Annotated in this window: 17 protein-coding genes and 8 pseudogenes; 11 read left to right on the plus strand and 14 right to left on the minus strand. The window is 68.2% G+C overall.

The window, feature by feature from the left end; all coding sequences use genetic code 11:
* Nucleotides 1-305 precede the first annotated feature (305 nt).
* Both KIV56_RS16460 and ilvA read left to right on the plus strand, forming a co-directional pair.
* Nucleotides 306-1349, plus strand: a complete 1044-nt coding sequence (locus KIV56_RS16460) for an AI-2E family transporter (protein ID WP_281534275.1) — start codon at nt 306-308, stop codon at nt 1347-1349.
* A complete protein-coding gene (gene ilvA / locus KIV56_RS16465) occupies nt 1346-2581 on the plus strand; it encodes a threonine ammonia-lyase (RefSeq protein WP_281534276.1) in 1236 nt (411 codons plus the stop codon). Before KIV56_RS16460 ends, ilvA begins: the two co-directional genes overlap by 4 nt.
* A 96-nt stretch (nt 2582-2677) precedes the next feature.
* On the opposite strand, the gene greA is transcribed toward ilvA, so the two are convergent.
* Together greA and KIV56_RS16475 are read right to left on the minus strand one after the other, a co-directional pair.
* On the minus strand, nt 2678-3169 hold the full coding sequence (greA, locus tag KIV56_RS16470; RefSeq protein ID WP_281534277.1) for a transcription elongation factor GreA: 492 nt from the start codon (nt 3167-3169) through the stop codon (nt 2678-2680).
* A gap of 144 nt (nt 3170-3313) precedes the next feature.
* Nucleotides 3314-3745, minus strand: coding sequence for a DUF4307 domain-containing protein (locus KIV56_RS16475; RefSeq protein WP_281534278.1), 432 nt, complete (start codon nt 3743-3745; stop codon nt 3314-3316).
* Between the two features lie 69 nt (nt 3746-3814).
* Here KIV56_RS16475 and mca point away from each other — a divergent pair, with 69 nt between their 5' ends.
* Together mca and KIV56_RS16485 are read left to right on the plus strand one after the other, a co-directional pair.
* Nucleotides 3815-4678 carry a mycothiol conjugate amidase Mca gene (gene mca / locus KIV56_RS16480; protein WP_281534279.1) on the plus strand — a complete coding sequence of 288 codons (864 nt, stop codon included), beginning with the start codon at nt 3815-3817 and terminating at the stop codon, nt 4676-4678.
* Entirely contained in the window at nt 4675-4959 is a 285-nt protein-coding gene (locus tag KIV56_RS16485; RefSeq protein WP_281534280.1) for a hypothetical protein, read from the plus strand. The genes mca and KIV56_RS16485 overlap by 4 nt, the downstream gene beginning before the upstream one ends.
* Before the next feature lie 29 nt (nt 4960-4988).
* On the opposite strand, the pseudogene trhA reads toward KIV56_RS16485, so the two are convergent.
* Nucleotides 4989-5745 (minus strand): annotated as a pseudogene (trhA, locus tag KIV56_RS16490) (PAQR family membrane homeostasis protein TrhA).
* 68 nt (nt 5746-5813) lie between these two features.
* Here trhA and KIV56_RS16495 point away from each other — a divergent pair.
* The 5 genes and pseudogenes from KIV56_RS16495 (at nt 5814) to KIV56_RS16510 (ending at nt 9276) form a co-directional block, all read left to right on the plus strand.
* Nucleotides 5814-6600, plus strand: a pseudogene (locus KIV56_RS16495) (isoprenyl transferase).
* 8 nt (nt 6601-6608) lie between these two features.
* Nucleotides 6609-6965 carry a hypothetical protein gene (locus KIV56_RS16500; RefSeq protein WP_281534281.1) on the plus strand — a complete coding sequence of 119 codons (357 nt, stop codon included), beginning with the start codon at nt 6609-6611 and terminating at the stop codon, nt 6963-6965.
* A gap of 51 nt (nt 6966-7016) precedes the next feature.
* Entirely contained in the window at nt 7017-7730 is a 714-nt protein-coding gene (locus KIV56_RS16505; protein WP_281534282.1) for an aminotransferase class V-fold PLP-dependent enzyme, read from the plus strand.
* Between the two features lie 195 nt (nt 7731-7925).
* A pseudogene (locus KIV56_RS20640) lies at nt 7926-8114 on the plus strand (PIN domain-containing protein); the annotation flags it as partial.
* 55 nt (nt 8115-8169) lie between these two features.
* On the plus strand, nt 8170-9276 hold the full coding sequence (locus tag KIV56_RS16510) for a PhoH family protein (RefSeq protein WP_432432566.1): 1107 nt from the start codon (nt 8170-8172) through the stop codon (nt 9274-9276).
* 81 nt (nt 9277-9357) lie between these two features.
* Here the strand turns inward: KIV56_RS16510 and KIV56_RS16515 are convergent.
* From KIV56_RS16515 to xseA, 5 genes and pseudogenes are all read right to left on the minus strand, one after another.
* Nucleotides 9358-10729, minus strand: a pseudogene (locus tag KIV56_RS16515) (class II fumarate hydratase).
* Nucleotides 10730-10826: 97 nt separating this feature from the next.
* On the minus strand, nt 10827-11492 hold the full coding sequence (locus KIV56_RS16520; RefSeq protein WP_281534283.1) for a carbonic anhydrase: 666 nt from the start codon (nt 11490-11492) through the stop codon (nt 10827-10829).
* Nucleotides 11493-11509: 17 nt separating this feature from the next.
* Nucleotides 11510-12172, minus strand: a complete 663-nt coding sequence (locus tag KIV56_RS16525) for a DUF4245 domain-containing protein (protein ID WP_281534284.1) — start codon at nt 12170-12172, stop codon at nt 11510-11512.
* Nucleotides 12169-12420 carry an exodeoxyribonuclease VII small subunit gene (locus tag KIV56_RS16530; RefSeq protein ID WP_281534285.1) on the minus strand — a complete coding sequence of 84 codons (252 nt, stop codon included), beginning with the start codon at nt 12418-12420 and terminating at the stop codon, nt 12169-12171. Before KIV56_RS16530 ends, KIV56_RS16525 begins: the two co-directional genes overlap by 4 nt.
* Nucleotide 12421: 1 nt before the next feature.
* A pseudogene (xseA, locus tag KIV56_RS16535) lies at nt 12422-13707 on the minus strand (exodeoxyribonuclease VII large subunit).
* A gap of 89 nt (nt 13708-13796) precedes the next feature.
* On the opposite strand from xseA, the gene KIV56_RS16540 reads away from it, so the two are divergent.
* Nucleotides 13797-14837, plus strand: coding sequence for a 4-hydroxy-3-methylbut-2-enyl diphosphate reductase (locus KIV56_RS16540; RefSeq protein ID WP_281536197.1), 1041 nt, complete (start codon nt 13797-13799; stop codon nt 14835-14837).
* Nucleotides 14838-14881: 44 nt separating this feature from the next.
* Here KIV56_RS16540 and KIV56_RS16545 read toward each other — a convergent pair whose 3' ends face one another.
* Together KIV56_RS16545 and fbaA are read right to left on the minus strand one after the other, a co-directional pair.
* Nucleotides 14882-15430: a DUF6264 family protein gene (locus KIV56_RS16545; protein ID WP_281534286.1), complete on the minus strand. Its 549-nt coding sequence runs from the start codon at nt 15428-15430 to the stop codon at nt 14882-14884.
* Nucleotides 15431-15532: 102 nt separating this feature from the next.
* Nucleotides 15533-16559 (minus strand): annotated as a pseudogene (fbaA, locus tag KIV56_RS16550) (class II fructose-bisphosphate aldolase).
* 246 nt (nt 16560-16805) lie between these two features.
* Between fbaA and glpX the strand changes: the two are divergent.
* Nucleotides 16806-17738: a class II fructose-bisphosphatase gene (gene glpX / locus KIV56_RS16555; protein ID WP_134449619.1), complete on the plus strand. Its 933-nt coding sequence runs from the start codon at nt 16806-16808 to the stop codon at nt 17736-17738.
* 133 nt (nt 17739-17871) lie between these two features.
* Here glpX and rmuC (KIV56_RS16560) read toward each other — a convergent pair whose 3' ends face one another.
* From rmuC (KIV56_RS16560) to KIV56_RS16575, 4 genes and pseudogenes are all read right to left on the minus strand, one after another.
* Nucleotides 17872-18159: a DNA recombination protein RmuC gene (gene rmuC / locus KIV56_RS16560; protein ID WP_281534287.1), complete on the minus strand. Its 288-nt coding sequence runs from the start codon at nt 18157-18159 to the stop codon at nt 17872-17874.
* 55 nt (nt 18160-18214) lie between these two features.
* Nucleotides 18215-18574, minus strand: a pseudogene (gene rmuC / locus KIV56_RS16565) (DNA recombination protein RmuC); the annotation flags it as partial.
* 70 nt (nt 18575-18644) lie between these two features.
* Nucleotides 18645-18995 (minus strand): annotated as a pseudogene (rmuC, locus tag KIV56_RS16570) (DNA recombination protein RmuC); the annotation flags it as partial.
* Nucleotides 18929-19246 (minus strand): hypothetical protein, encoded by a 318-nt coding sequence (locus KIV56_RS16575; RefSeq protein ID WP_281534288.1) that lies wholly within the window; start codon nt 19244-19246, stop codon nt 18929-18931. The pseudogene rmuC (KIV56_RS16570) and the gene KIV56_RS16575, both read right to left, overlap by 67 nt.
* Nucleotides 19247-19253 lie beyond the last annotated feature (7 nt).

Genomic DNA, 19253 nt, shown 5'->3' on the forward strand with positions numbered 1-19253 from the left:
GGGTAGGCCGGGCTGGAGCGCACTCCTCACCGGGCGGCGTCGACGTGCCGCCCCGACTGGCCGGGAGCCCGGCAGCGGGCCCGGCGCGGGGGCCGGCCCCGCGGCCGGAAACGCGGCCGTGGACACGGAAGGTGAGCGGGCGGCCGCGGCCACCGCCGTATCGGCGCCGCCGAACGGCGTCGACGAGAACGTCCCGCCCGGGATCCGTCTCGCCGGCGCCTGGTCGTGGCGGCTCCTCGCCCTCTTCGCCGTCATCGCGGTCTTCCTGTTCCTCGTCGTGCAGGCTCCGGCTCATCGTCATCCCGTTGCTCATCGCCGTGCTGGTCTCCTCGATCGTCGCGCCCTTCGTCGCCTTCCTCGTGCGACACCGCTGGCCGAAGGGCCTCGCCATCGCCGTCGCGGTCCTCACGACACTCCTCGTGCCCGCCGCACTGATCACCCTCGCCGCGACCCAGCTCGCCGGCGGACTCGCCGGCCTCAGCGACCGGCTCGCCGGCTCATACAGCGACCTCAAGGCACTCCTGCTTGCCTCACCGCTGCACCTCACCGAACCGCAGATCAACGATTACCTGCAGCAGGCGCTCGCGGCAATCCAGGCCGACAGCCAGGTCTTCGTGAGCGGTGCGCTCTCGCTCGGCACCTCGCTCGGCCACGGCCTCACCGGACTCCTCCTCACGCTCTTCAGCCTGCTCTTCCTTCTGATCGACGGCCCCGGAATCTGGGCCTGGATCGTGCGGATCTTCCCGCGCCGGGCACGCGCGGCGATCGACGGCGCCGGGCAGGCCGGCTGGACCACCCTCGGCAACTTCGCCAAGGTGCAGATCCTGGTCGCCTCGATCGACGCCCTCGGCATCGGACTCGGCGCGTTCCTGCTCGGGGTCCCGCTCGCGATTCCGATCGGCGTGCTCGTCTTCCTCGGTTCCTTCATCCCGATCGTCGGCGCCGTCGCGACCGGCGCCGTCGCCGTGGTGATCGCGCTGCTCTTCAACTCGTGGCCGATCGCGCTCGCCATGCTCGGGGTCGTGCTCCTCGTGCAGCAGGTCGAAGGCCACGTGCTGCAGCCGCTCATCATGGGAACGGCCGTCAAGGTGCATCCGCTCGGGGTGGTGCTCGTCGTCGCCGCGGGGTCCCTGCTCGCCGGCATCCCGGGGGCGCTCTTCGCGGTTCCGGTCGCGGCGGTGCTCAATGTCATGATCAACTACATCCAGGGCGGCAGCTGGCGTGCCGACCTCCCGGACGTTCCCGGCGAGACCGGATCGCCGCTCTGGCGGACCGTGCCGCAACGCCCCGGCTTCACCCGGACCAGAAGAAATCCGTCCCGCACGATCACTACCGAAGGCACCTCATGACCAACCTGTCCCTCGTCGGGCCGAGCCTCGCCGAGTTCGAAGCCGCCCGCGCCGTGGTATCCCAGGTCGCCGCCGTGACCCCGATGGAGGGCTCCCGCTACCTGAGCGCGGTCCTCGGCGCCGAGGTCCGCCTCAAGTGCGAGAACCTGCAGCGCACCGGGTCCTACAAGATCCGCGGGGCGTACAACCGCCTGTCAAAGCTCACCGACGAGGAGAAGGAGCACGGCGTCGTGGCGGCGTCGGCCGGGAACCACGCCCAGGGCGTCGCGTTCGCCGCCCGCGAGCTCGGGATCAAGGCCACGATCTTCATGCCCGTCGGCGTCGCTCTGCCCAAGCTCCAGGCCACCAGGGACTATGGCGCGCACGTCATCCTCAGGGGCAGCACGGTCGCCGAGCCGTTGCTCGCCGCGGCCGCCTACGCGACCGAGACCGGCGCGATCCTGATCCCGCCGTTCGACCACGCGGACGTGATCGCCGGCCAGGGCACGCTGGGGCTTGAGATCCTCGACCAGGTTCCCGACCTGCACACCGTGGTCGTCCCGATCGGCGGCGGCGGCCTCATCTCCGGCGTCGCGAGCGCGTTGAAGCAGAAGGCGCTCCTCGAAGGCCGCACGATCCGGATCATCGGCGTGCAGGCCGCCAACGCTGCCGCCTACCCGCCTTCGCTCGAGGCGGGGAAGGCGATCGAGGTGCCGATCCTGCCGACGATCGCCGACGGCATCGCCGTCGCGAAGCCGGGCCTGCTCAACTTTGAGATCATCAGGGACGTGGTCGACGAGATCGTCACCGTCACCGAGGACGACACCGCCCGAGCGCTGCTCGTGCTCCTCGAACGGGCCAAGCTCGTCGTCGAACCGGCCGGCGCCGTCGCGGTCGCCGCGATCCTGGCCGGCAAGGTCACCCCGGACGGTTCCACCGTCGCCATCCTCAGCGGGGGTAATATCGACCCCCTGCTGATGCAGCGCGTCATCAGTCACGGCCTCGCGGCATCCGGTCGGTATCTCACCCTGCGCATCATGCTGCCGGACCGCCCCGGACAGCTCGCGCGCATCTCCGAGCTGCTCGCCGAGGCGCACGCCAATGTCGTCGAGGTGCTGCACACCCGGCACGGCGTCGGACTGCAGATCAGCGAGGTCGAACTCAACGTCAGCGTCGAGACCCGCGGCCCCGACCACCGCCAGCACGTCGTCGACGTGCTCACCTCGGCGGGGTACGACCCCCAGATCGACTAGGCGTCGCGTCGCGGGACGACTGTGGCCGTTACGGACAACTGTTGCCCGTGCACCGGGCGCAGTTGTCCGAAACGGCCGCAGGTGCCGTGGATGCTGCTAGTCGCCGCCCCAGGTTTCGACGGCGAAGATCTCCACGGCGATTTCCTTGCCGTTCGGGGTGGTGTAGCTCGTCTTCGATCCGACCTTGAGGCCGAGGATCGCGGCGCCGAGCGGGCTCTGCTCGCTGTAGACGTCCAGGTCGCTGTCGCCGGCGATCTCGCGGCTGCCGATCAGGAAGCGCTCCTCGTCACCGGCGATGGTGGCGGTGATCACGGTTCCGGGCTCGACGACGCCCTTGCTCTCGGGAGCGTGGCCCACTTCGGCGTTGCGGAGCAGCACGATGAGGGTGCGGATGCGCGCCTCCTGCTTGCCCTGCTCGTCCTTCGCCGCGTGGTACCCCGAGTTCTCCTTGAGGTCGCCCTCTTCGCGCGCTGATTCGATCTTCTTCGCGATCTCGATCCGGCCGACGGTGCTGAGGGCCTCCAGCTCGGAGGCGAGGCGGTCGTACGCCTCCTGCGTCAGCCAGGTGACGGTGGTTTCAGTAGTCATGGGTGGGTCTCCTCCTCATGCTCGAGTCATGCGTGTGGTACCGGATGTGCGTGATCGTGCGGTGTTCGGTGCGTGGTTCCGGGCGGATCGCAGCAGGAAAACAACGCTCGCCCCGGCGAAGAACGTCGGGGCGAATACGTCAGTCTAGGTCAGCCAGCACCGGTAAATCAATCCGGTGGTGGCGGGCTCGCTCGTCAGCAGCCGCTCCGTGAACGTACGTGAATACTGGTCACTCGGCGGCAGGTCGATCACCTTCCACCCTACGACCGCGAAGCTCTGGTTGAGCGCCTCGACGGCGCAACTCGCCGGTGACCCCACCGGAATCGAGGCCTCGAAGGTCACCGTCACGTTTCGGTCGTCCTGGACGACGTTGCGGATGTCCCGGGTCTCGAGCAGCGGGCGGGAAGCGCCCAGCCCCACCCAGACCACCCAGCCCACCAGCACGACCGCAAGTGCTCCGGCGGTGATCCACAGGGACCGACGGTCGCGCAGGCGCCGGTTCGGGGCACGTCCGTACCGGGAATCCAGGGTGCCCTCGCTGCGGGTACCGCTGTCGACGTTCCTGCTGCCGGTCACTCAGACTCCACACTCACGGTTCAACGATTAGTCTTGTCCCTAGGTTATCCGCCATTTCTGAGGAGTCCGATGACACTGCGCCTCCTGGCCGTTCATGCCCATCCCGACGACGAGTCGAGCAAGGGGGCTGCGAGCTACGCGTACTACCGGAGCCGCGGCGCCGAGGTCATGGTCGTGAGTTGCACGGGTGGAGAGGGCGGCAGCATCCTCAACGACGCCCTGGCGGACACGGCGATGGCTGAACGCGACATGGCCGGCCTGCGCCGGCGGGAGATGCGCCGGGCCCAGGAGGCCCTCGGCATCGAACACCGCTGGCTCGGCTACCAGGATTCCGGCATGAACGAAGACGGTTCGGTCCCGGCCAATTCCTTCTCGGCCATCGACCTCGAGTTCTCAGCGGAGCCGCTCGTGCGGATCATCCGCGAATTCCGACCGCAGGTCCTGATCACGTACGACGAAAACGGCGGCTACCCGCACCCGGACCACATCCGCTGCCACGAGGTCTCGATGGCCGCATACCGCGCCGCCGCGGACCCCGCGCGCTACCCGGGCGACGGCGAGCCCTGGCAGATCGCCAAGCTCTACTACGACCGCATCTTCAACCTCGAGCGGATCGACGCCCTCTTCCTGCTGCTCAGCGTCAAGGAACCGGAGTCGCCGCTGCTCGAACCACTCGGGGAGGCCCGGGACTGGATGAAGAACTACCCGGCGCTGGCGACGACCCACGTTCCGGTCGGCGACTTCCTGGAGGCACGGGACGCGGCACTGCGGGCCCACGCGAGCCAGGTTTCCCCCACGAGCAGCTTCTTCTTCTGGCCGAACGACCTCATTCGTGAGGCGTGGCCGTACGAGGATTTCCAGCTCGTCGAATCGAAAGTTGACACGGTCATGCCTGAATCAGATCTGTTCGCCGGTATTCGGGACGAGGCATGAACGCCGTGTTCCCGCATTTCATGGACGCGGTGACGGGCTTCGTGCTCGCCAACACGCCTCCGCCCGAATTCAACCCCGACACCGTCACCCCGGGTCCCGCCGGCTTCGTGGCGATCCTGTTCGTCGTGCTCGCGGTCGTTGCGCTCGGCTTCGACCTGGTCCGCCGCATCCGCCGCACGACGTATCGCGCCGAGATCGCCGAGCGCCTGCAGGCCGAGCTCGCGGCGAAGAACGCGGCAGAGGCATCCGTCGCCGAGGGAACCGAGCACCCCCAGGCGTAGGCCCCGGGCGTCAGTCTCATGCGTCAGCCTCAGGGGTAGAGCGGATTCATGGCGATGATCAGGATCGCCGCCCAGTGGCAGAGGAACGCGACGACGGTCAGGCTGTGGAAGATCTCGTGGAACCCGAAGACCCCGGGGAACGGGTTGGGCTTCTTGAGCGCGTAGATCACGGCGCCGACCGAGTAACACAGGCCGCCGATCATGATGAGCGTCATCATCGCGGCGTTCGCCTGGAAGAAGTCGACGATGAACATGAGTGAGCCCCAGCCGAGGAGTAGGTACAGCGGCACGTAGAGCCAGCGCGGGGCGGTGATCCAGAACACCCGGAAGGCGATGCCGAGAAGCGCGCCACCCCAGACGAGGGAGAGCAGGAGCACCGACTTCGACGGCGGCAGGGCGAGCACGGTGATCGGCGTGTACGAACCGGCGATCAGCAGGAAGATATTCGCGTGGTCGATGCGCTTGAAGACGAGCTTGGTGCGCGGCTTCCAATTGATGCGGTGATAGAGCGCCGAGTTGCCGAACAGGAGCAGGGAACTGATCACGAAGACGAGGCAGGCTCCATTTCGCCGCCGGGCCCTCGGCGAGGGAGAGCAGCACGATCCCCGCGACGATCGTGACCGGGAAGGTCCCGGCATGGATCCAGCCGCGCCAGGTGGGCTTGAGGTCCTCCGGCCGGGGGACCTCCGACTCGAGCAGCGGCAACTGAGGGATGAACTCGTCGTCTGGCCCGTTCAGCGGCTGTCGTGCGGTGGCGTCGTCCCCGGTGCTGCTCTCTGCGGCCATGCAGCCAGAATACGACAGCGAACATGCCGGAAGAGGCACGGGCTGCCCGAGTGGGCTAGCGTAAATACGTGCAGAAGCGGGAGGTCCCCTCGGCGCGCGGCATCCTTTACCGGTTGTACGAGCGTCGACTTCGGCGCGGGCTGACGCCGGAGAACCTGCCTCGTCACGTCGCGATGATCATCGACGGCAACCGGCGTTGGGCGCGGCAGCTCGGACTCGAGTCCGCCGCACACGGTCACCGCGCCGGAGCCGCGAAGATGCGGGAGTTCCTGCGCTGGTGCGACGACCTCGGCATCTCGGTGGTCACCCTCTACCTGTTGTCCTCTGACAACCTCACCAACCGCCCGAGCGAGGAACTCGCCGAGCTCACCAAGATCATCGCCAAGCTCGCCGAAGAGCTCTCGCGCCAGCGCAACTGGCGCGTCCAGCAGGGTGGGCACCAGGAAGGGCCTGCCCGAACCGCTCGTCGCTGCCCTCTGCGACGCCGAGACCCGCACAGCGGGAAAGTCGGGAATGCACATCAACCTCGCGGTCGGCTACGGCGGACGGACCGAGATCACCGATGCCATGCGCAGCATCGTCGCTGCGCACCTCGAGAACGGGCACACCCTCGCCGACCTCGCCGAGACGCTCACTCCCGAACTCATCGGCCAGCACCTCTACACGGGCGGCCAGCCCGACCCCGATCTCGTGATCCGCACCTCCGGTGAGCAGCGGATCAGCGACTTCATGCTCTGGCAGAGCGCCCACAGCGAGTTCTACTTCGTCGAGGCCCTCGGACCCGACCTCCGCCAGGTCGACTTCTTGCGCGCCCTGCGCGACTTCGCCAAACGCCAGCGCCGCTTCGGAAGCTAGGAGACCGGATGACCGAGATCGATTCCTTCGCCGCAGGGTTCGTCGAAGAGCCCGGTTACCTCGACTACGGCCGCGTCGGACCGCTCTCGGCTACGGTGGTAGCCGAGAATCTCGGCCAGACCGAGATCCTGTCCCGGGCCCGCTTCGGCAGTCTCGACCATCTCTTCGACCAGGACGAGCGGATGCGCGAGGCCGTCTCGGCCGTGACCGGTTTCCGCGCCGACCAGGTCGTCTGCGAGCCGAACACCACCACAGGCATCATGCAGGCCATGTTCGGGCTGACGGGGGCGTGCTGCTGTCACCGGGCGATTTCCCCACCGTGCCGTTCGCGGCCGTGCGCGCGGCGGAGGCCCTGCGCGTCGTGACCCCGATCTGGCTGCACACCGAACACGGCAGGGTGACCCCCGGCGAGATCCGTGAGCAGGCTCACGCCCGCGACGGTCGCCGTCGCCGTCTGCCTCGTCGACTCCCGCACCGGATTCCGGGTCGACCTCGACGGCATCCGCCAGGTGATCGGCGACCGGCTCCTGATCGTTGACGCGATCCAGGGCTTCGGCGTCACCGACGCGGCCTACGATGCGGCGGATGTCGTCGCATCCGGTGGCCAGAAATGGGTGCGCTCTGGCTGGGGTACCGGCTTCCTGGCGCTGAGCGACCGCGCGGTCGAACGGCTCGTTCCGGTGTTCTCGGGCTTCGCGGGAACCGACGTCGACGAGCCGTGGGACGAGGTGCTGCCGCCGAGCCACAGTGCCCGCGCATTCCGGGTCAGCAATGGCGATGCGATCGCGCAGGCGCGCTTCTCCGCCGCCCTCGAAGAGATTGCCGCGACGGGCATTCATAATATCGAGGCCGCGGTCGCGGACAACGTGTCGCAGCTGATCGACCTCGCCGACGAGTACGCGGTGCCTGTGGTGTCGCCGCGGGATGAGCGGGAGCGGGCCGGGATCATCGTGCTCGAGCCCAACCCGGCCCAGCTGAACATGCTCACGATCGCCCTGCACAACCACGGCATCACCGCAACGACGCGCGACGGCCGGGTACGGCTCAGCGCCCACGCCGTGCTCAGCGTCGACACCGTGGACATGCTGCGCGGGGCATTCACGTCGTATGCGACGGCGGCCATCTACTGAGTCCCAGATGCCGTGTCCGTTAACGTCTGGTGACAATGCGTGTGTCGCACTTCCGATATTCAGCCAGTGTAAGTAGCGTCATGCTCATCAGGTACGGCGCCTGATCGAGACGGCCACATAAGTACGGCTCGAGAACCCCCGTGGCCAGCTCGCCAACACAATCCGCGCCTCTCGGGGCACGGGGTGGGAGTGGTTGTGACCGCTAATCAAACCGACTATCTGGGTTCGAACCAGACGGGTTCCGACGGAAAGCAAACCGAGCGCACCTTTGTACTGGACACCTCGGTACTCCTGTCGGATCCCAAAGCGATCTTCCGGTTCGCAGAGCATGCCATCGTGCTGCCGGTCGTCGTGATCGCCGAACTCGAATCCAAGCGCAACGACCCGGAGATCGGGTATTTCGCCCGGCAGGCCCTGCGGCTCCTGGACGAGCCTGCGCGTGAAGCACGAACGGCTCGACTTCCCGATCCCGGTCGGGGAAGGCGGCAGCCTGCGTGTCGAGCTGAACCACTCCAACATGTCTGTGCTTCCCTCCGGCCTGCAGCTCGGCGACAACGATTCGAGGATCCTCGCGGTCGCGATGAACCTCGCCAACGACGGCCTCGCCGTCACGGTCGTCTCCAAGGACCTGCCGTTGCGGGTCAAGGCCGCGTCGATCGGTCTGCTCGCCGATGAGTACCGGCACGAGCTCGCGGTCGATTCCGGCTGGACCGGCATGGATGAGATCACCCTCGGGTCCAACCAGATCAGCGAACTGTACGACAACGAGGTGCTCAACACCCGTCTCGTGCAGGACATGCCGATCAACACCGGCCTCGTCGTGCACTCGGACCGCGGCTCGGCGCTCGGCCGCGTCACCGGCAAGGGTGAGATGAGGCTCGTGCGCGGTGACCGGGACCTGTTCGGTCTCAAGGGCCGCTCCGCGGAGCAGCGCCTGGCGATCGACCTGCTGCTCGACCCCGAGATCGGGATCCTTTCCCTGGGAGGTCGAGCGGGGACGGGGAAGTCGGCGCTCGCGCTCTGTGCGGGACTCGAGGCCGTTCTGGAACGCCAGCAGCACCGCAAGATCATGGTGTTCCGTCCGCTCTACGCGGTCGGCGGCCAGGAACTCGGCTACCTGCCCGGTGACGCGAGCGAGAAGATGAGCCCGTGGGCCCAGGCGGTCTTCGACACCCTCGGCGCCCTCGTGTCCGAGAACGTGCTCGAGGAGGTGCTGGAGCGGGGGATCCTCGAGGTCCTGCCGCTCACGCACATTCGCGGCCGGTCACTGCATGACGCGTTCGTGATCGTGGACGAGGCTCAGTCGCTCGAGCGCAACGTGCTGCTCACGGTGCTCAGCCGCATCGGACAGAACTCGCGGGTGGTCCTCACCCACGACGTCGCCCAGCGGGACAACCTCAGGGTCGGCCGCTTCGACGGCGTCGCGTCCGTGATCGAGACCCTCAAGGGACATCCGCTGTTCGCCCACATGACGCTCACCCGCTCGGAGCGCAGCGCAATTGCCGCGCTCGTCACCGAGATGCTTGAGGGCAACGACCCGAACTGACCCCCGCGTTCCGGCGAAGGTGCCCTTTCCGGTCGAGAGTGACCCGCGGAAAGGGCGCCCTCGACCGGAAAGGTGCCGGGGCTAGGCGGTGCGCGCGGGAGGACGCGTCATGCTGAGCAGGTCCAGGGCGGTGTCGAGCTGGGCCAGGGTGACCTCGCCGCGGTCCACGAAGCCGAGGTCGATCACGGCCTGGCGCACCGGGACGCCGTGCGCGACCGCGTGCTTGGCGACCTTCGCCGCGGCCTCGTAGCCGATCACCCGGTTGAGCGGCGTCACGATCGCGGGGGAGGAACCGGCTAGGGCCTTCGCCCGGACGAGGTTGGCCTCGAGCCCGTCGACGGTCTTGTCCGCGAGCACCCGCGTCGCGTTCGAGAGCAGCCGGATCGACTCGAGCAGCGCGGTGCCCATCACGGGGATGGCCACGTTGAGCTCGAAGGAGCCGGACGCGCCAGACCAGGCCACGGTCGCGTCGTTGCCGATCACGCGGGAGCAGACCATCAGCACGGCCTCGGGGATGACCGGGTTGACCTTGCCGGGCATGATCGAGGAGCCGGGCTGAAGGTCCGGGATCTGCAGCTCGCCGAAGCCGGTGTTGGGGCCGGAGCCCATCCAGCGCAGGTCGTTGCAGATCTTGGTGAGGCTGACCGCGATGGTGCGCAGGGCACCGGATGCGTCGACGAGGCCGTCGCGGTTGGCCTGCGCTTCGAAGTGGTCGCGCGCTTCCGTGACGGGAAGTTCGGTCTCGGCGACGAGGAGCCTCGATCACGAGCTGGGGGAAGCCGGCGGGGGTGTTGATGCCGGTGCCGACGGCAGTGCCGCCCAGGGGCACCTCGGCGACGCGGGGGAGGGCGCTGCGGACGCGCTCGATGCCGAGCCGCATCTGGCGGGCGTAGCCGCCGAACTCCTGGCCGAGGGTGACAGGGGTCGCGTCCATCAGGTGAGTGCGGCCTGCCTTGACGGCATCGGCCCAGAGCACCGACTTGGCCTCGAGCGCGACGGCGAGGTGGTCGAGCCCGGGGATGAGGTCGTCGATGAGCGCGCTCGTGACGGCGAGGTGCACGGAGGTCGGGAAGACGTCGTTCGACGACTGCGAGGCGTTGACGTGGTCGTTCGGGTGAACCGGGCGGCCGAGGGTGCGGGTGGCGAGGGTCGCGAGCACCTCGTTCATGTTCATGTTCGAGGAGGTGCCGCTGCCGGTCTGGTAGACGTCGATCGGGAACTGGTCGTCGTAGAGACCGGTGATGACCTCGTCTGCTGCACCGGCGATCGCCTCGGCGATGTCGCCGTCGAGCACCCCGAGCTGCGCGTTCGCGAGGGCTGCGGACTTCTTGATGCGGGCGAGGGCCGAGATCTGCGCGGGTTCGAGGACGGAACCGGAGATCGGGAAGTTCTCGACGGCGCGCTGGGTCTGGGCGCCGTAGAGGGCGTCGACGGGAACCTGCACCTCGCCCATCGTGTCGTGTTCGATTCGGTAGCCGGCATCTGCGGTTTTTTCCACCACTGTGTGTAAGACCTTTCGATTGGGAGACGGTACTGCCCGGGCTGTGGGATCAGACGTTGCCGACGACGACGTCGGGAACGGCCCGGCCCTCGAGCAGTCGGTAATTGGCGCCGACGATAGCCAATGTACCCGCTGCGACGGCGTCGCTGATCAACTCGGACTGTTCCAGGAGCTCGGTGACGGTGTCGCGCAGGTGTTCCCTGCCGACCATGAGCGCATCGATGCTCCCGGGGTCGGTCAGCGTCGCATCCGTCGCCGCGACCACCCGGTGCACGGCGGGCACGATCTTCTCGATGATCCGGCCGATGTGCACGGGCAGGGGAGCGGCCCCGGGAGCCTGCGCGTCCACGGCGGCCTGGACCGCGCCGCAGCCGTCGTGGCCGAGCACGAGGATGAGCGGAACCTTGAGCACGGCGACCGCGTACTCGAGGGAGCCGAGCACGGAATCGGAGATGACCTGGCCGGCGTTCCGGACGACGAAAAGGTCGCCGAGGCCCATATCGAAGATGATCTCGGCGGCGAGGCGCGAGTCGCTGCACCCGAAGAGGGCCGCGGCCGGAGTCTGTGCGGTTGCGAGCTCGGTGCGACGGTCGACGTCCTGGCGCGGATGCTGCGGCTCGCCATCCACGAACCGCTGGTTGCCGCGCTGCAGCCTGCTCCAGACCGCTGCCGGGCCCACGGCGTCGCCGGGTGCGGCGGCCTGGCTGATGAACACGTCTTTGCCTTGCCCGGTCACTGGGTCACCGCCGGTCCGTTGGAGCTGATCTGGGGGGCGATCGCGGTCGCGAGGGCCGCGAATTCCTCTTCGTCCGCCGTTCCGACGAGCAGGTAACTGCTCGTCCCCGCGCTCGTCACGAGGGCGTAGTCGAAGTTGCCTCGGTCCTTCTCGGCGGCCGGGTTCCGGTAGACGTCCCAGGTGACGCCCCCGAGGGTGAGCGTCTGTGATGCGGGGGCGTCCTTGAGCTGCTGCCCGATCCAGGTCGGGTTGGCGCCGAGGGCCTGGGTGAGGCCGATGAACTCGTTGCGCGGGGTCAGCAGGCCGATGTACCAGGACGGGATCTTGTCGGTGCCGCCGAGACGCCACTGCGCGGCGTTCGCCCGCCAGCCGTCCGGAAGCACAGGGACCACGAGGGGCTCGTCGATCCCGACCTGCACCTGGCTCGCGACGGCGGCGAAATCCACGGTGCGGTCGACCGGCCCGTCGCTGCGCGGGACGAGGAGGACGAGCACGAAAACCGCGCCGAGGGTGGCGAGCAGGGACAGGACCAGGTTGTTGACCGTCTTGCGCGACCGGTAGTTCCGCGAGTTCGTCGCGAGGCGGTCGGCTGTCTCCTGGGCGGTCTCGGGCCGGCCGAGCTCGGCGACGACCCGGGGCGGTCGCTTCTGCGCGGTCATTCGCCGCTGGGGCCGGTCGCGGCGGCGGAGTCCAGCTGGCGCGCGCGGGCGGCGTCGAGGCGGGCCTTGGCTCCGATCAGCCATTCCTCGCAGCGTCGCGCGAGTTCCTCGCCGCGTTCCCAGAGGGCGAGGGACTCTTCAAGGGTCGAGGAGCCCTGCTCGAGGGCGCTCACGACCCGGACGAGTTCGTCCCTGGCCTGCTCGTAGCTCAGGGTGGCGATGTCGGCGGGAGCGGTCATGGCGTCCATTCTATTGATTCCTGCCTGTCGTTTTCGGCCCAGGGGCCGGGTCTGCGGTCGGGTCGACGGCCCGCTCTGCGGTCGGTCCAGCGGTCGGCCCTGCTGTGGCCGCGAGGGTTCCGGTGCCGAGCGTGATCCTGAGCCGGGTACCGTCCGGAGCGTCGTCGGCGGCGCGCAGCACGTGGCCGTCCGGCACCTGCACGATCGCGTAACCGCGGTCGAGGGTGCCCTGAGGGGAGAGCGTGCGCAGCCTCGATCGGAGCTCGACGATGACGCTGGCAGATGCCTCGACGACACGTTCCACAAGCTCGGTCCCTCGGGCGACGTACCGGGTGAGGTCCTCTGCGCGGGAATCGACGATCCACGCCGTGCTGCTGAGCACGGGCCGCGACCGGAGCTGGCCGATCCGGTCGACCTCGGCCGCGAGGATTCCGGTCAGACGGGTGCTCAACCGGGCCCTGGCCTGCTGGACGCGGTTGAGTTCGTCCGAGACATCGGGGACGACGCGCTTGGCGGCATCCGTCGGGGTGGAGGCCCGGAGGTCGGCGACGTCGTCGAGCAGGGGCCGGTCGGCCTCGTGGCCGATGGCGCTGACCAGGGGGTGCGGCAGGCCGCCGCAGCGCGGATCACCCGTTCGTCGCTGAAGCCGAGCAGGTTCTGGAAGTCGCCGCCGCCGCGGGCGACGATGATGACGTCGACGTCGGGGTCGGCGTCGAGGCGCTCGATCGCGGCGACGACCTCGGTCACCGAGCGGTCGCCCTGCATGGCCGCGTATGCGATGTGGAAGTCCACAGCGGGCCAGCGTAGCTGGGCATTGCGGATGACGTCCTTCTCGGCGTCGGAGTCCTTGCCGGTGACCAGGCCGATGCAGTGCGGGAGGAAGGGGAGCGGCTGCTTGCGGGAGGCCGCGAAGAGGCCTTCGGCGGCGAGCTGCTTGCGGAGACGCTCCAGGCGTTCGAGCATGTCGCCGAGGCCGACGTGGCGCAGGTCGAAGACCTGCATGGTGAGTGTGCCGCCCTTGACCCAGTAGTTCGGTTTGACGAGCGCGATGACCCGGTCACCCTGCTTGAACTCGTCGCTGAGCCGGGCCTTGACCGAGGACCACACGGTGAAGCCGACGGTGGCGTCTTCACCGAGGTCTTTGAGCTTTCCGTAGACGTTGCCGCCGCTGACACCCCACTGGGTGATTTCGCCCTCGACCCAGGCGGTTCCGAGCCGTTCGATGTACCCGCGGATCTTGTTCGCGAGCAGGGCGACGGGCCACGGGGCCTCGAGGGTGGGTGGTGCATCGGTCATGAATCGTTCCTCCCACGGCCTGTCCAGTCATGCACCCATAGAATGAGCCGGTGACTATCAGCTCGGATTCAAGCGTTATCGGCCTCGGCATGCCCCGGATTCCCCGGGCACGCAACGTCCTCAAGGATACCCCGGTGGATGGGCCGAAACGGGTGCTGCTCGCGGCCCCGCGCGGCTACTGCGCGGGCGTCGACCGGGCCGTCGTCGCCGTCGAGAAGGCGCTCGAGCTCTACGGAGCGCCCGTCTATGTGCGGAAGCAGATCGTGCACAACGTGCATGTCGTCTCCGAACTCGAGAAGCAGGGCGCCATCTTCGTCGACGAGGTCGACGAGGTACCCCGCGGCTCGCACCTCGTCTTCAGCGCCCACGGAGTGTCTCCGGCCGTCGTCAACGCGGCCGCTGCGCGCGGGTTGCGCGCCATCGACGCGACCTGCCCGCTCGTCACCAAGGTGCACCGCGAGGCCGTGCGCTTCGCGCGCGACGATTTCGAAATCCTGTTGATCGGCCACGAGGGACATGAAGAGGTCGAGGGCACCGCGGGGGAGGCCCCCGAGCACACGACCCTCGTGGGCAGCCCCGACGAGGCCGACACGATCGTCGTGCGCAACCCGGAGAAGGTCGTCTGGTTGTCGCAGACGACGCTCAGCGTCGACGAGACCATGGAGACCGTGAAACGGCTCCGCGCCCGGTTCCCGCTGCTTCAGGATCCGCCGAGCGACGACATCTGCTACGCCACCCAGAACCGTCAGGTGGCGATCAAGAAAATCGCCGAGGCCTCCGATCTTGTGCTCGTGGTCGGTTCGGCGAACTCGTCCAATTCGGTGCGCCTCGTCGAAGTCGCCCTTGAATACGGTGCCCGCGCCGCCTACCGGGTTGACTTCGCGAGCGAGGTCAAGCAGGAGTGGCTCGACGGCGTCGCGACCGTCGGAGTGACGAGCGGGGCATCCGTGCCCGAGGAGCTCGTGACCGAGCTCTTGCGCGACCTGGCCGGCGCCGGCTTCGGTGACGTGCAGGAAGTGAAGACCGCGGAGGAGGACCTGCTGTTCTCGCTGCCGAAGGAACTGCGCAAGGACCTCGCGGGCAACAACGACGCACGGGCCCTCGGCGGGCGCGTGACCCGCGTCGAGTAGTGCCGACGCCCGTGGGGTGCCTTTCCGGCGCTCCGGGCGGATGCCTACGGCTGGCTGTAGAAGTTGATCAACGTCGGGTCGGTCGTCACGACCACCATCATGAAGGCGAAGATCACCACGAACGCGATCACGGCGCCGATCACGGGGATGTAGAACGCCCGCTTGCCGCGGGAGATGAGCAGGATCGACGCGGCCGCGGTGAGCAGCCAGACGATCGCTTCGGTGATGCCGCCCGCCGTGACGAGCCCGGCCACCGAGGAGTCCGGCACGTAGGTGCCGAGGTGGGACTGGGTGTAGAGCATCTGGATCGCGTCGGGAAGTGCATTGAGCACCCCGATCGACATGAAGGTTGTGGCGAGGCCGAGCGCGAGGAGGCCGAGGGTGACCCGTCGGTCCCAGGTCGGCACCGTGGGCTTGGTCGGGTCGCTTCGGGACCCCAACGCTGAGGAGGCGAGCTGGGCCTGGTCGGCCGCGGACGATGGAGACGCCGTGGTGCCTGGGTCCCAGTTCCAGCCTTCCGGGGCCAGTTCGCCGTAGCGGGGCTGAGGCCGGGGGTCTCGGCGGGGGCTATCGGGGACGTTGTCGCTGGGCACGGGGGCCGTTCCACTCACTTGTTGACGGGGGAACCGGGGCCCGCCGGGGTGAATTCAGAAGAATCCACCCCGGCTTGGTCCGGCTTTTTATTGGATCGGAGACTAGCTCTCCGAGTGTCCGGCGGAGCCGAGCCTGCTGGGTGGCTTCGACGACGCGGGCGGCCATGGCCGTCTCGGCGACCTTGCCCCAGGCACGCGGGTCATAGAGCTTCTTGTTTCCGACTTCACCGTCGATCTTGAGCACGCCGTCGTAGTTCTTGAGCATGTAGCCGGCGACGGCGCGCGTGAATGCGTACTGCGTGTCGGTGTCGATGTTCATCTTCACGACGCCGTTGGCGACGGCTTCGGCGATCTCGGCCGCGGTCGATCCCGATCCACCGTGGAAGACGAGGTTGAGCGGCTTCACGCCGGTGCCGTACTTGGCGGCGAGGCCGTCCTGGATTTCCTTGAGCAGTTCCGGGCGCAGCTTGACGTTGCCGGGCTTGTACACGCCGTGCACGTTGCCGAAGGTGAGCGCGGCCATGTAGCGGCCGTTCTCGCCGAGGCCGAGCGCGTCGACCATGGCGCTGGCGTCGTCGAGGGTCGTGTACAGGTTTTCGTTGATGTCGCCCTCGACACCGTCTTCCTCGCCGCCGACGGCGCCGATCTCGACCTCGAGGATCGCGTTGATGTTCTTGGTGCGCTTGAGGATGTCCTTCGCGATGACGAGGTTCTCGGCGAGCGGGATGGCGGAACCGTCCCACATGTGCGACTGGAAGATCGGGTTGCGTCCGGCCTTCACTTCGGCTTCGGATGCGGCGATGAGCGGCAGGACGAAGTCGTCCAGGGCGCCCTTGGGGCAGTGGTCCGTGTGCAGGGCAACGGTAACGGGGTAATTGTCGGCGACGGACTGCACGAAGCGGGCCATGGCGAGCGCACCGGCTGCGCGGTTCTTGACCGTGTGGCCGGCGAAATAATCGGCGCCACCGGTGGTCACCTGGATGATGCCGTCGGAGCCGGCCTCGGTCAGGCCCTGCAGGACGGCATTAATGCTCTGGGAAGACGAAACATTGAACGCCGGGTAGGCGAAACCCTCGGTCTTGGCTTTGGCGAGCATCTCTGCATACTGGTCTGGGGTTGCGATGGGCATGTTTTTGCGTCTCCTCGATTGAACAGTTTCGGTCTTCCCATCCTACTGACGACGACTGGATGGCTGGACGGGAAACAACAGCCGTTCCCGCTGGTCGGGCGCTAGGCTCTTAAACGGCAGCGCTGGGAGACCGGCGCCGGCCCAAAGCTGGGCCTCGCCACTGCCGCACTCTTCGTCCGGGAAGGACCATCTGTGAACAGCCCCGAAATCGCCCCCAATTTCACCCACCCTGACCGGAACCTGGCCATGGAGCTGGTGCGTGCGACCGAAGCCGCGGCCATTCGCGCGGTGCCGTTCATCGGTCGCGGAGACAAGAACGCGGCAGACAAGGCCGCCGTCGACGCGATGCGAGTGTTCCTCGGCACCGTCAACTTCGACGGAGTCATCGTCATCGGCGAGGGCGAGAAGGACAAGGCCCCGATGCTCTTCAACGGAGAGCACGTCGGCAACGGCACCGGTCCGGCCTGCGACATCGCGGTTGACCCGATCGACGGCACGAGCCTCACGGCCGAGGGCCGCCAGAACGCGCTCTCCGTGATCGCCGTGTCGTCCCGTGGCACGATGCTCGACGCCTCCTCGGTCTTCTACATGGACAAGATCGTCACGGGAGCCGCCGGATTCGGCGTCGTGCACCTCGACCAGCCGATCGGCGACAACCTGCGCGCGCTGTCCCAGGCGACGGGGAAGCCCATCGGCGAGATGGTCGTCGCCGTGCTCAACCGTCCGCGCCACGAAGGCCTGATCGACGCGATCCGGAGCGCGGGAGCCGGCACCCGGCTCATGTCCGACGGCGATGTCGCCGGCGGCATCAACGCCGCCCGGTACGGCACCCGCATCGACATGTGCGTCGGTATCGGCGGCAGCCCCGAGGGCATCACGACGGCGTGTGCGCTCAAGGCGCTCGGCGGCTTCATGCAGGGCCGACTCGCCCCGAAGGACGACGCCGAGCGCGCCAGGGCCATTGCGGCCGGCCTCGACGTGGACAAGGTGCTCGATCTCGACGACATGGTTTCGGGAGACAACACGTTCTTCGTCGCGACCGGCGTGACCGACGGCGGCCTCGTCGACGGCGTGCGTCGTAAGGGTCCGATCATCCGCACCGAGAGCATCGTCATGCGGGGCAAGTCCGGCACGGTCCGCCGGGTCGTGGCCGACCACCTCGCCGCCAAGTGGCTGTAGCCCGCGCACACTGACCCGCGCGCACTGACCCGCGTCTCCGCACGCGAGACACGCGAGAATCGCCGTTCCGGCCGAGCCGTCCCGTTCTTCGGGAAACACTCGGCAGGAACGGCGAGTGTCGCCCAGCGCCCGGTCAGTCGGCGCGCTGGGCGGATGCCTCGAGTTCGGCCGCGGCGAGTCCCGCGGCTTCCAGCTCGGTCACGAACTCCCACGCGACTAGTTCGCGCGGCGATTCCTCGACCCCGGCGAGCGGGGCGAGCACCTTGGACTCGTCGAGGGCGTTGAGCTTGCGCGCCGTCGGCAGGACCTGGCGTTCCATCGACCCGACGAACCCGTTGTAGTCCTTGACGGTGCGCTCGATGGAGCGGCCCAGCTTCTCGATGTGGGTGGCGGTGACGGCCAGCCGGGCGTAGAGCCTCACGGCTGAGGTCGAAGAGCAGTTTCGCGTCGTGGGTCAGGACATCCTGCTGCCAGGTGAACGCGACGGTCTTGAGCACCGACCAGAGCGTCACGGGGGAGGCGAGCGCGACCCGTTTGGAAAAGGCGAACTCCATGATCGAGGGGTCGGCCTCGAGAGCGGACGACACGAGGGACTCGCTCGGGATGAACGCGATCACGATCTCGGGGGAGGCCTCGAGACCTTGCCAGTACGCCTTGCTGCCGAGGGCGGTGATGTGGTCGCGCACGGCCTTCACGTGGGCGCCGAGGAGTGCCGTGCGCCGGGCGCCCTCGGCGCCGGTGGCCGTCGCCGGGATCTGGCTCGCCTCGAGGAACGCCGTGAACGGCACCTTGGCGTCGACGGCGATGTTCTTGCCTCCGGGCAGGTGCACGACCATGTCGGGGCGGCCGGACCCTGCGTCGGAGCCTGATGCTCGACTGCACGTCGAAATCGACCCGCTCGATGAGCCCGGCGGCCTCGACCACGCTGCGCAACTGGGTCTCGCCCCAGACACCGCGGGTGTTGTTCGCGCGCAAAGCGGAGGCCAGCGACTCGGCGGTGCTGCGCAGCCGTTCCTCCGACTCGGTCGCGCTGCGAAGCTGCTGGCTGAGCTCGCCGTGCTGCAGGCTGCGCTGGGCCTCGAGCTCCGAGACCTTGAGCCTGCATGTCGTGCAGGCTTTCCCGCACCGGGGCGAGGGCCTGGAGCACCTTGCTCTCCCGTTGTTCGCGTTCGGTGCGGGCGGCGGCCTCCTCACGGTGGCGTTCGTCGAACTCTCGTGCCCGGCGCTGCTCGTCGGCGAGTTGCTCGCGGAGGGCATCCGTTGTGGCCTGCACCGAGGCGAGCTCTTCGCGCAGAATGGCCGAGACTTTGGCCTCGGCGGACCGCAGGCTCGGCGAGGTCGACCTGGTGCCGGGCCTCGAGTACCGCGGGATCGACGGCGTACGGGCCAGCGCCGGAGGTGGCCGCGCCGGCCCGGGCGGCGCGGCGTTGCAGCACGATGACCGTGCAGAGGGCGCCGAGCATGGCGCCGAGGGCGATGCCGAGAAGGAGGGTGAGCCAGGGATCCATATTCCAA

It is taken from the genome of Cryobacterium breve (genome assembly GCF_027594785.1).
In the GTDB taxonomy this organism is placed as follows: Bacteria; Actinomycetota; Actinomycetes; order Actinomycetales; family Microbacteriaceae; genus Cryobacterium; species Cryobacterium breve_A.

What these genes read in the sequence shown, in the direction of transcription:
- KIV56_RS16575 (WP_281534288.1), bottom strand. Translation starts at nt 19,246, where the DNA reads ATGGATCCCTGGCTCACCCTCCTTCTCGGCATCGCCCTCGGCGCCATG.
- KIV56_RS16540 (WP_281536197.1), top strand. Translation starts at nt 13,797, where the DNA reads ATGCCCCGGATTCCCCGGGCACGCAACGTCCTCAAGGATACCCCGGTG.
- glpX (WP_134449619.1), top strand. Translation starts at nt 16,806, where the DNA reads ATGGAGCTGGTGCGTGCGACCGAAGCCGCGGCCATTCGCGCGGTGCCG.
- KIV56_RS16530 (WP_281534285.1), bottom strand. Translation starts at nt 12,420, where the DNA reads ATGGACGCCATGACCGCTCCCGCCGACATCGCCACCCTGAGCTACGAG.
- greA (WP_281534277.1), bottom strand. Translation starts at nt 3,169, where the DNA reads ATGACTACTGAAACCACCGTCACCTGGCTGACGCAGGAGGCGTACGAC.
- KIV56_RS16485 (WP_281534280.1), top strand. Translation starts at nt 4,675, where the DNA reads ATGAACGCCGTGTTCCCGCATTTCATGGACGCGGTGACGGGCTTCGTG.
- KIV56_RS16525 (WP_281534284.1), bottom strand. Translation starts at nt 12,172, where the DNA reads ATGACCGCGCAGAAGCGACCGCCCCGGGTCGTCGCCGAGCTCGGCCGG.
- mca (WP_281534279.1), top strand. Translation starts at nt 3,815, where the DNA reads ATGACACTGCGCCTCCTGGCCGTTCATGCCCATCCCGACGACGAGTCG.
- KIV56_RS16500 (WP_281534281.1), top strand. Translation starts at nt 6,609, where the DNA reads ATGACCGAGATCGATTCCTTCGCCGCAGGGTTCGTCGAAGAGCCCGGT.
- ilvA (WP_281534276.1), top strand. Translation starts at nt 1,346, where the DNA reads ATGACCAACCTGTCCCTCGTCGGGCCGAGCCTCGCCGAGTTCGAAGCC.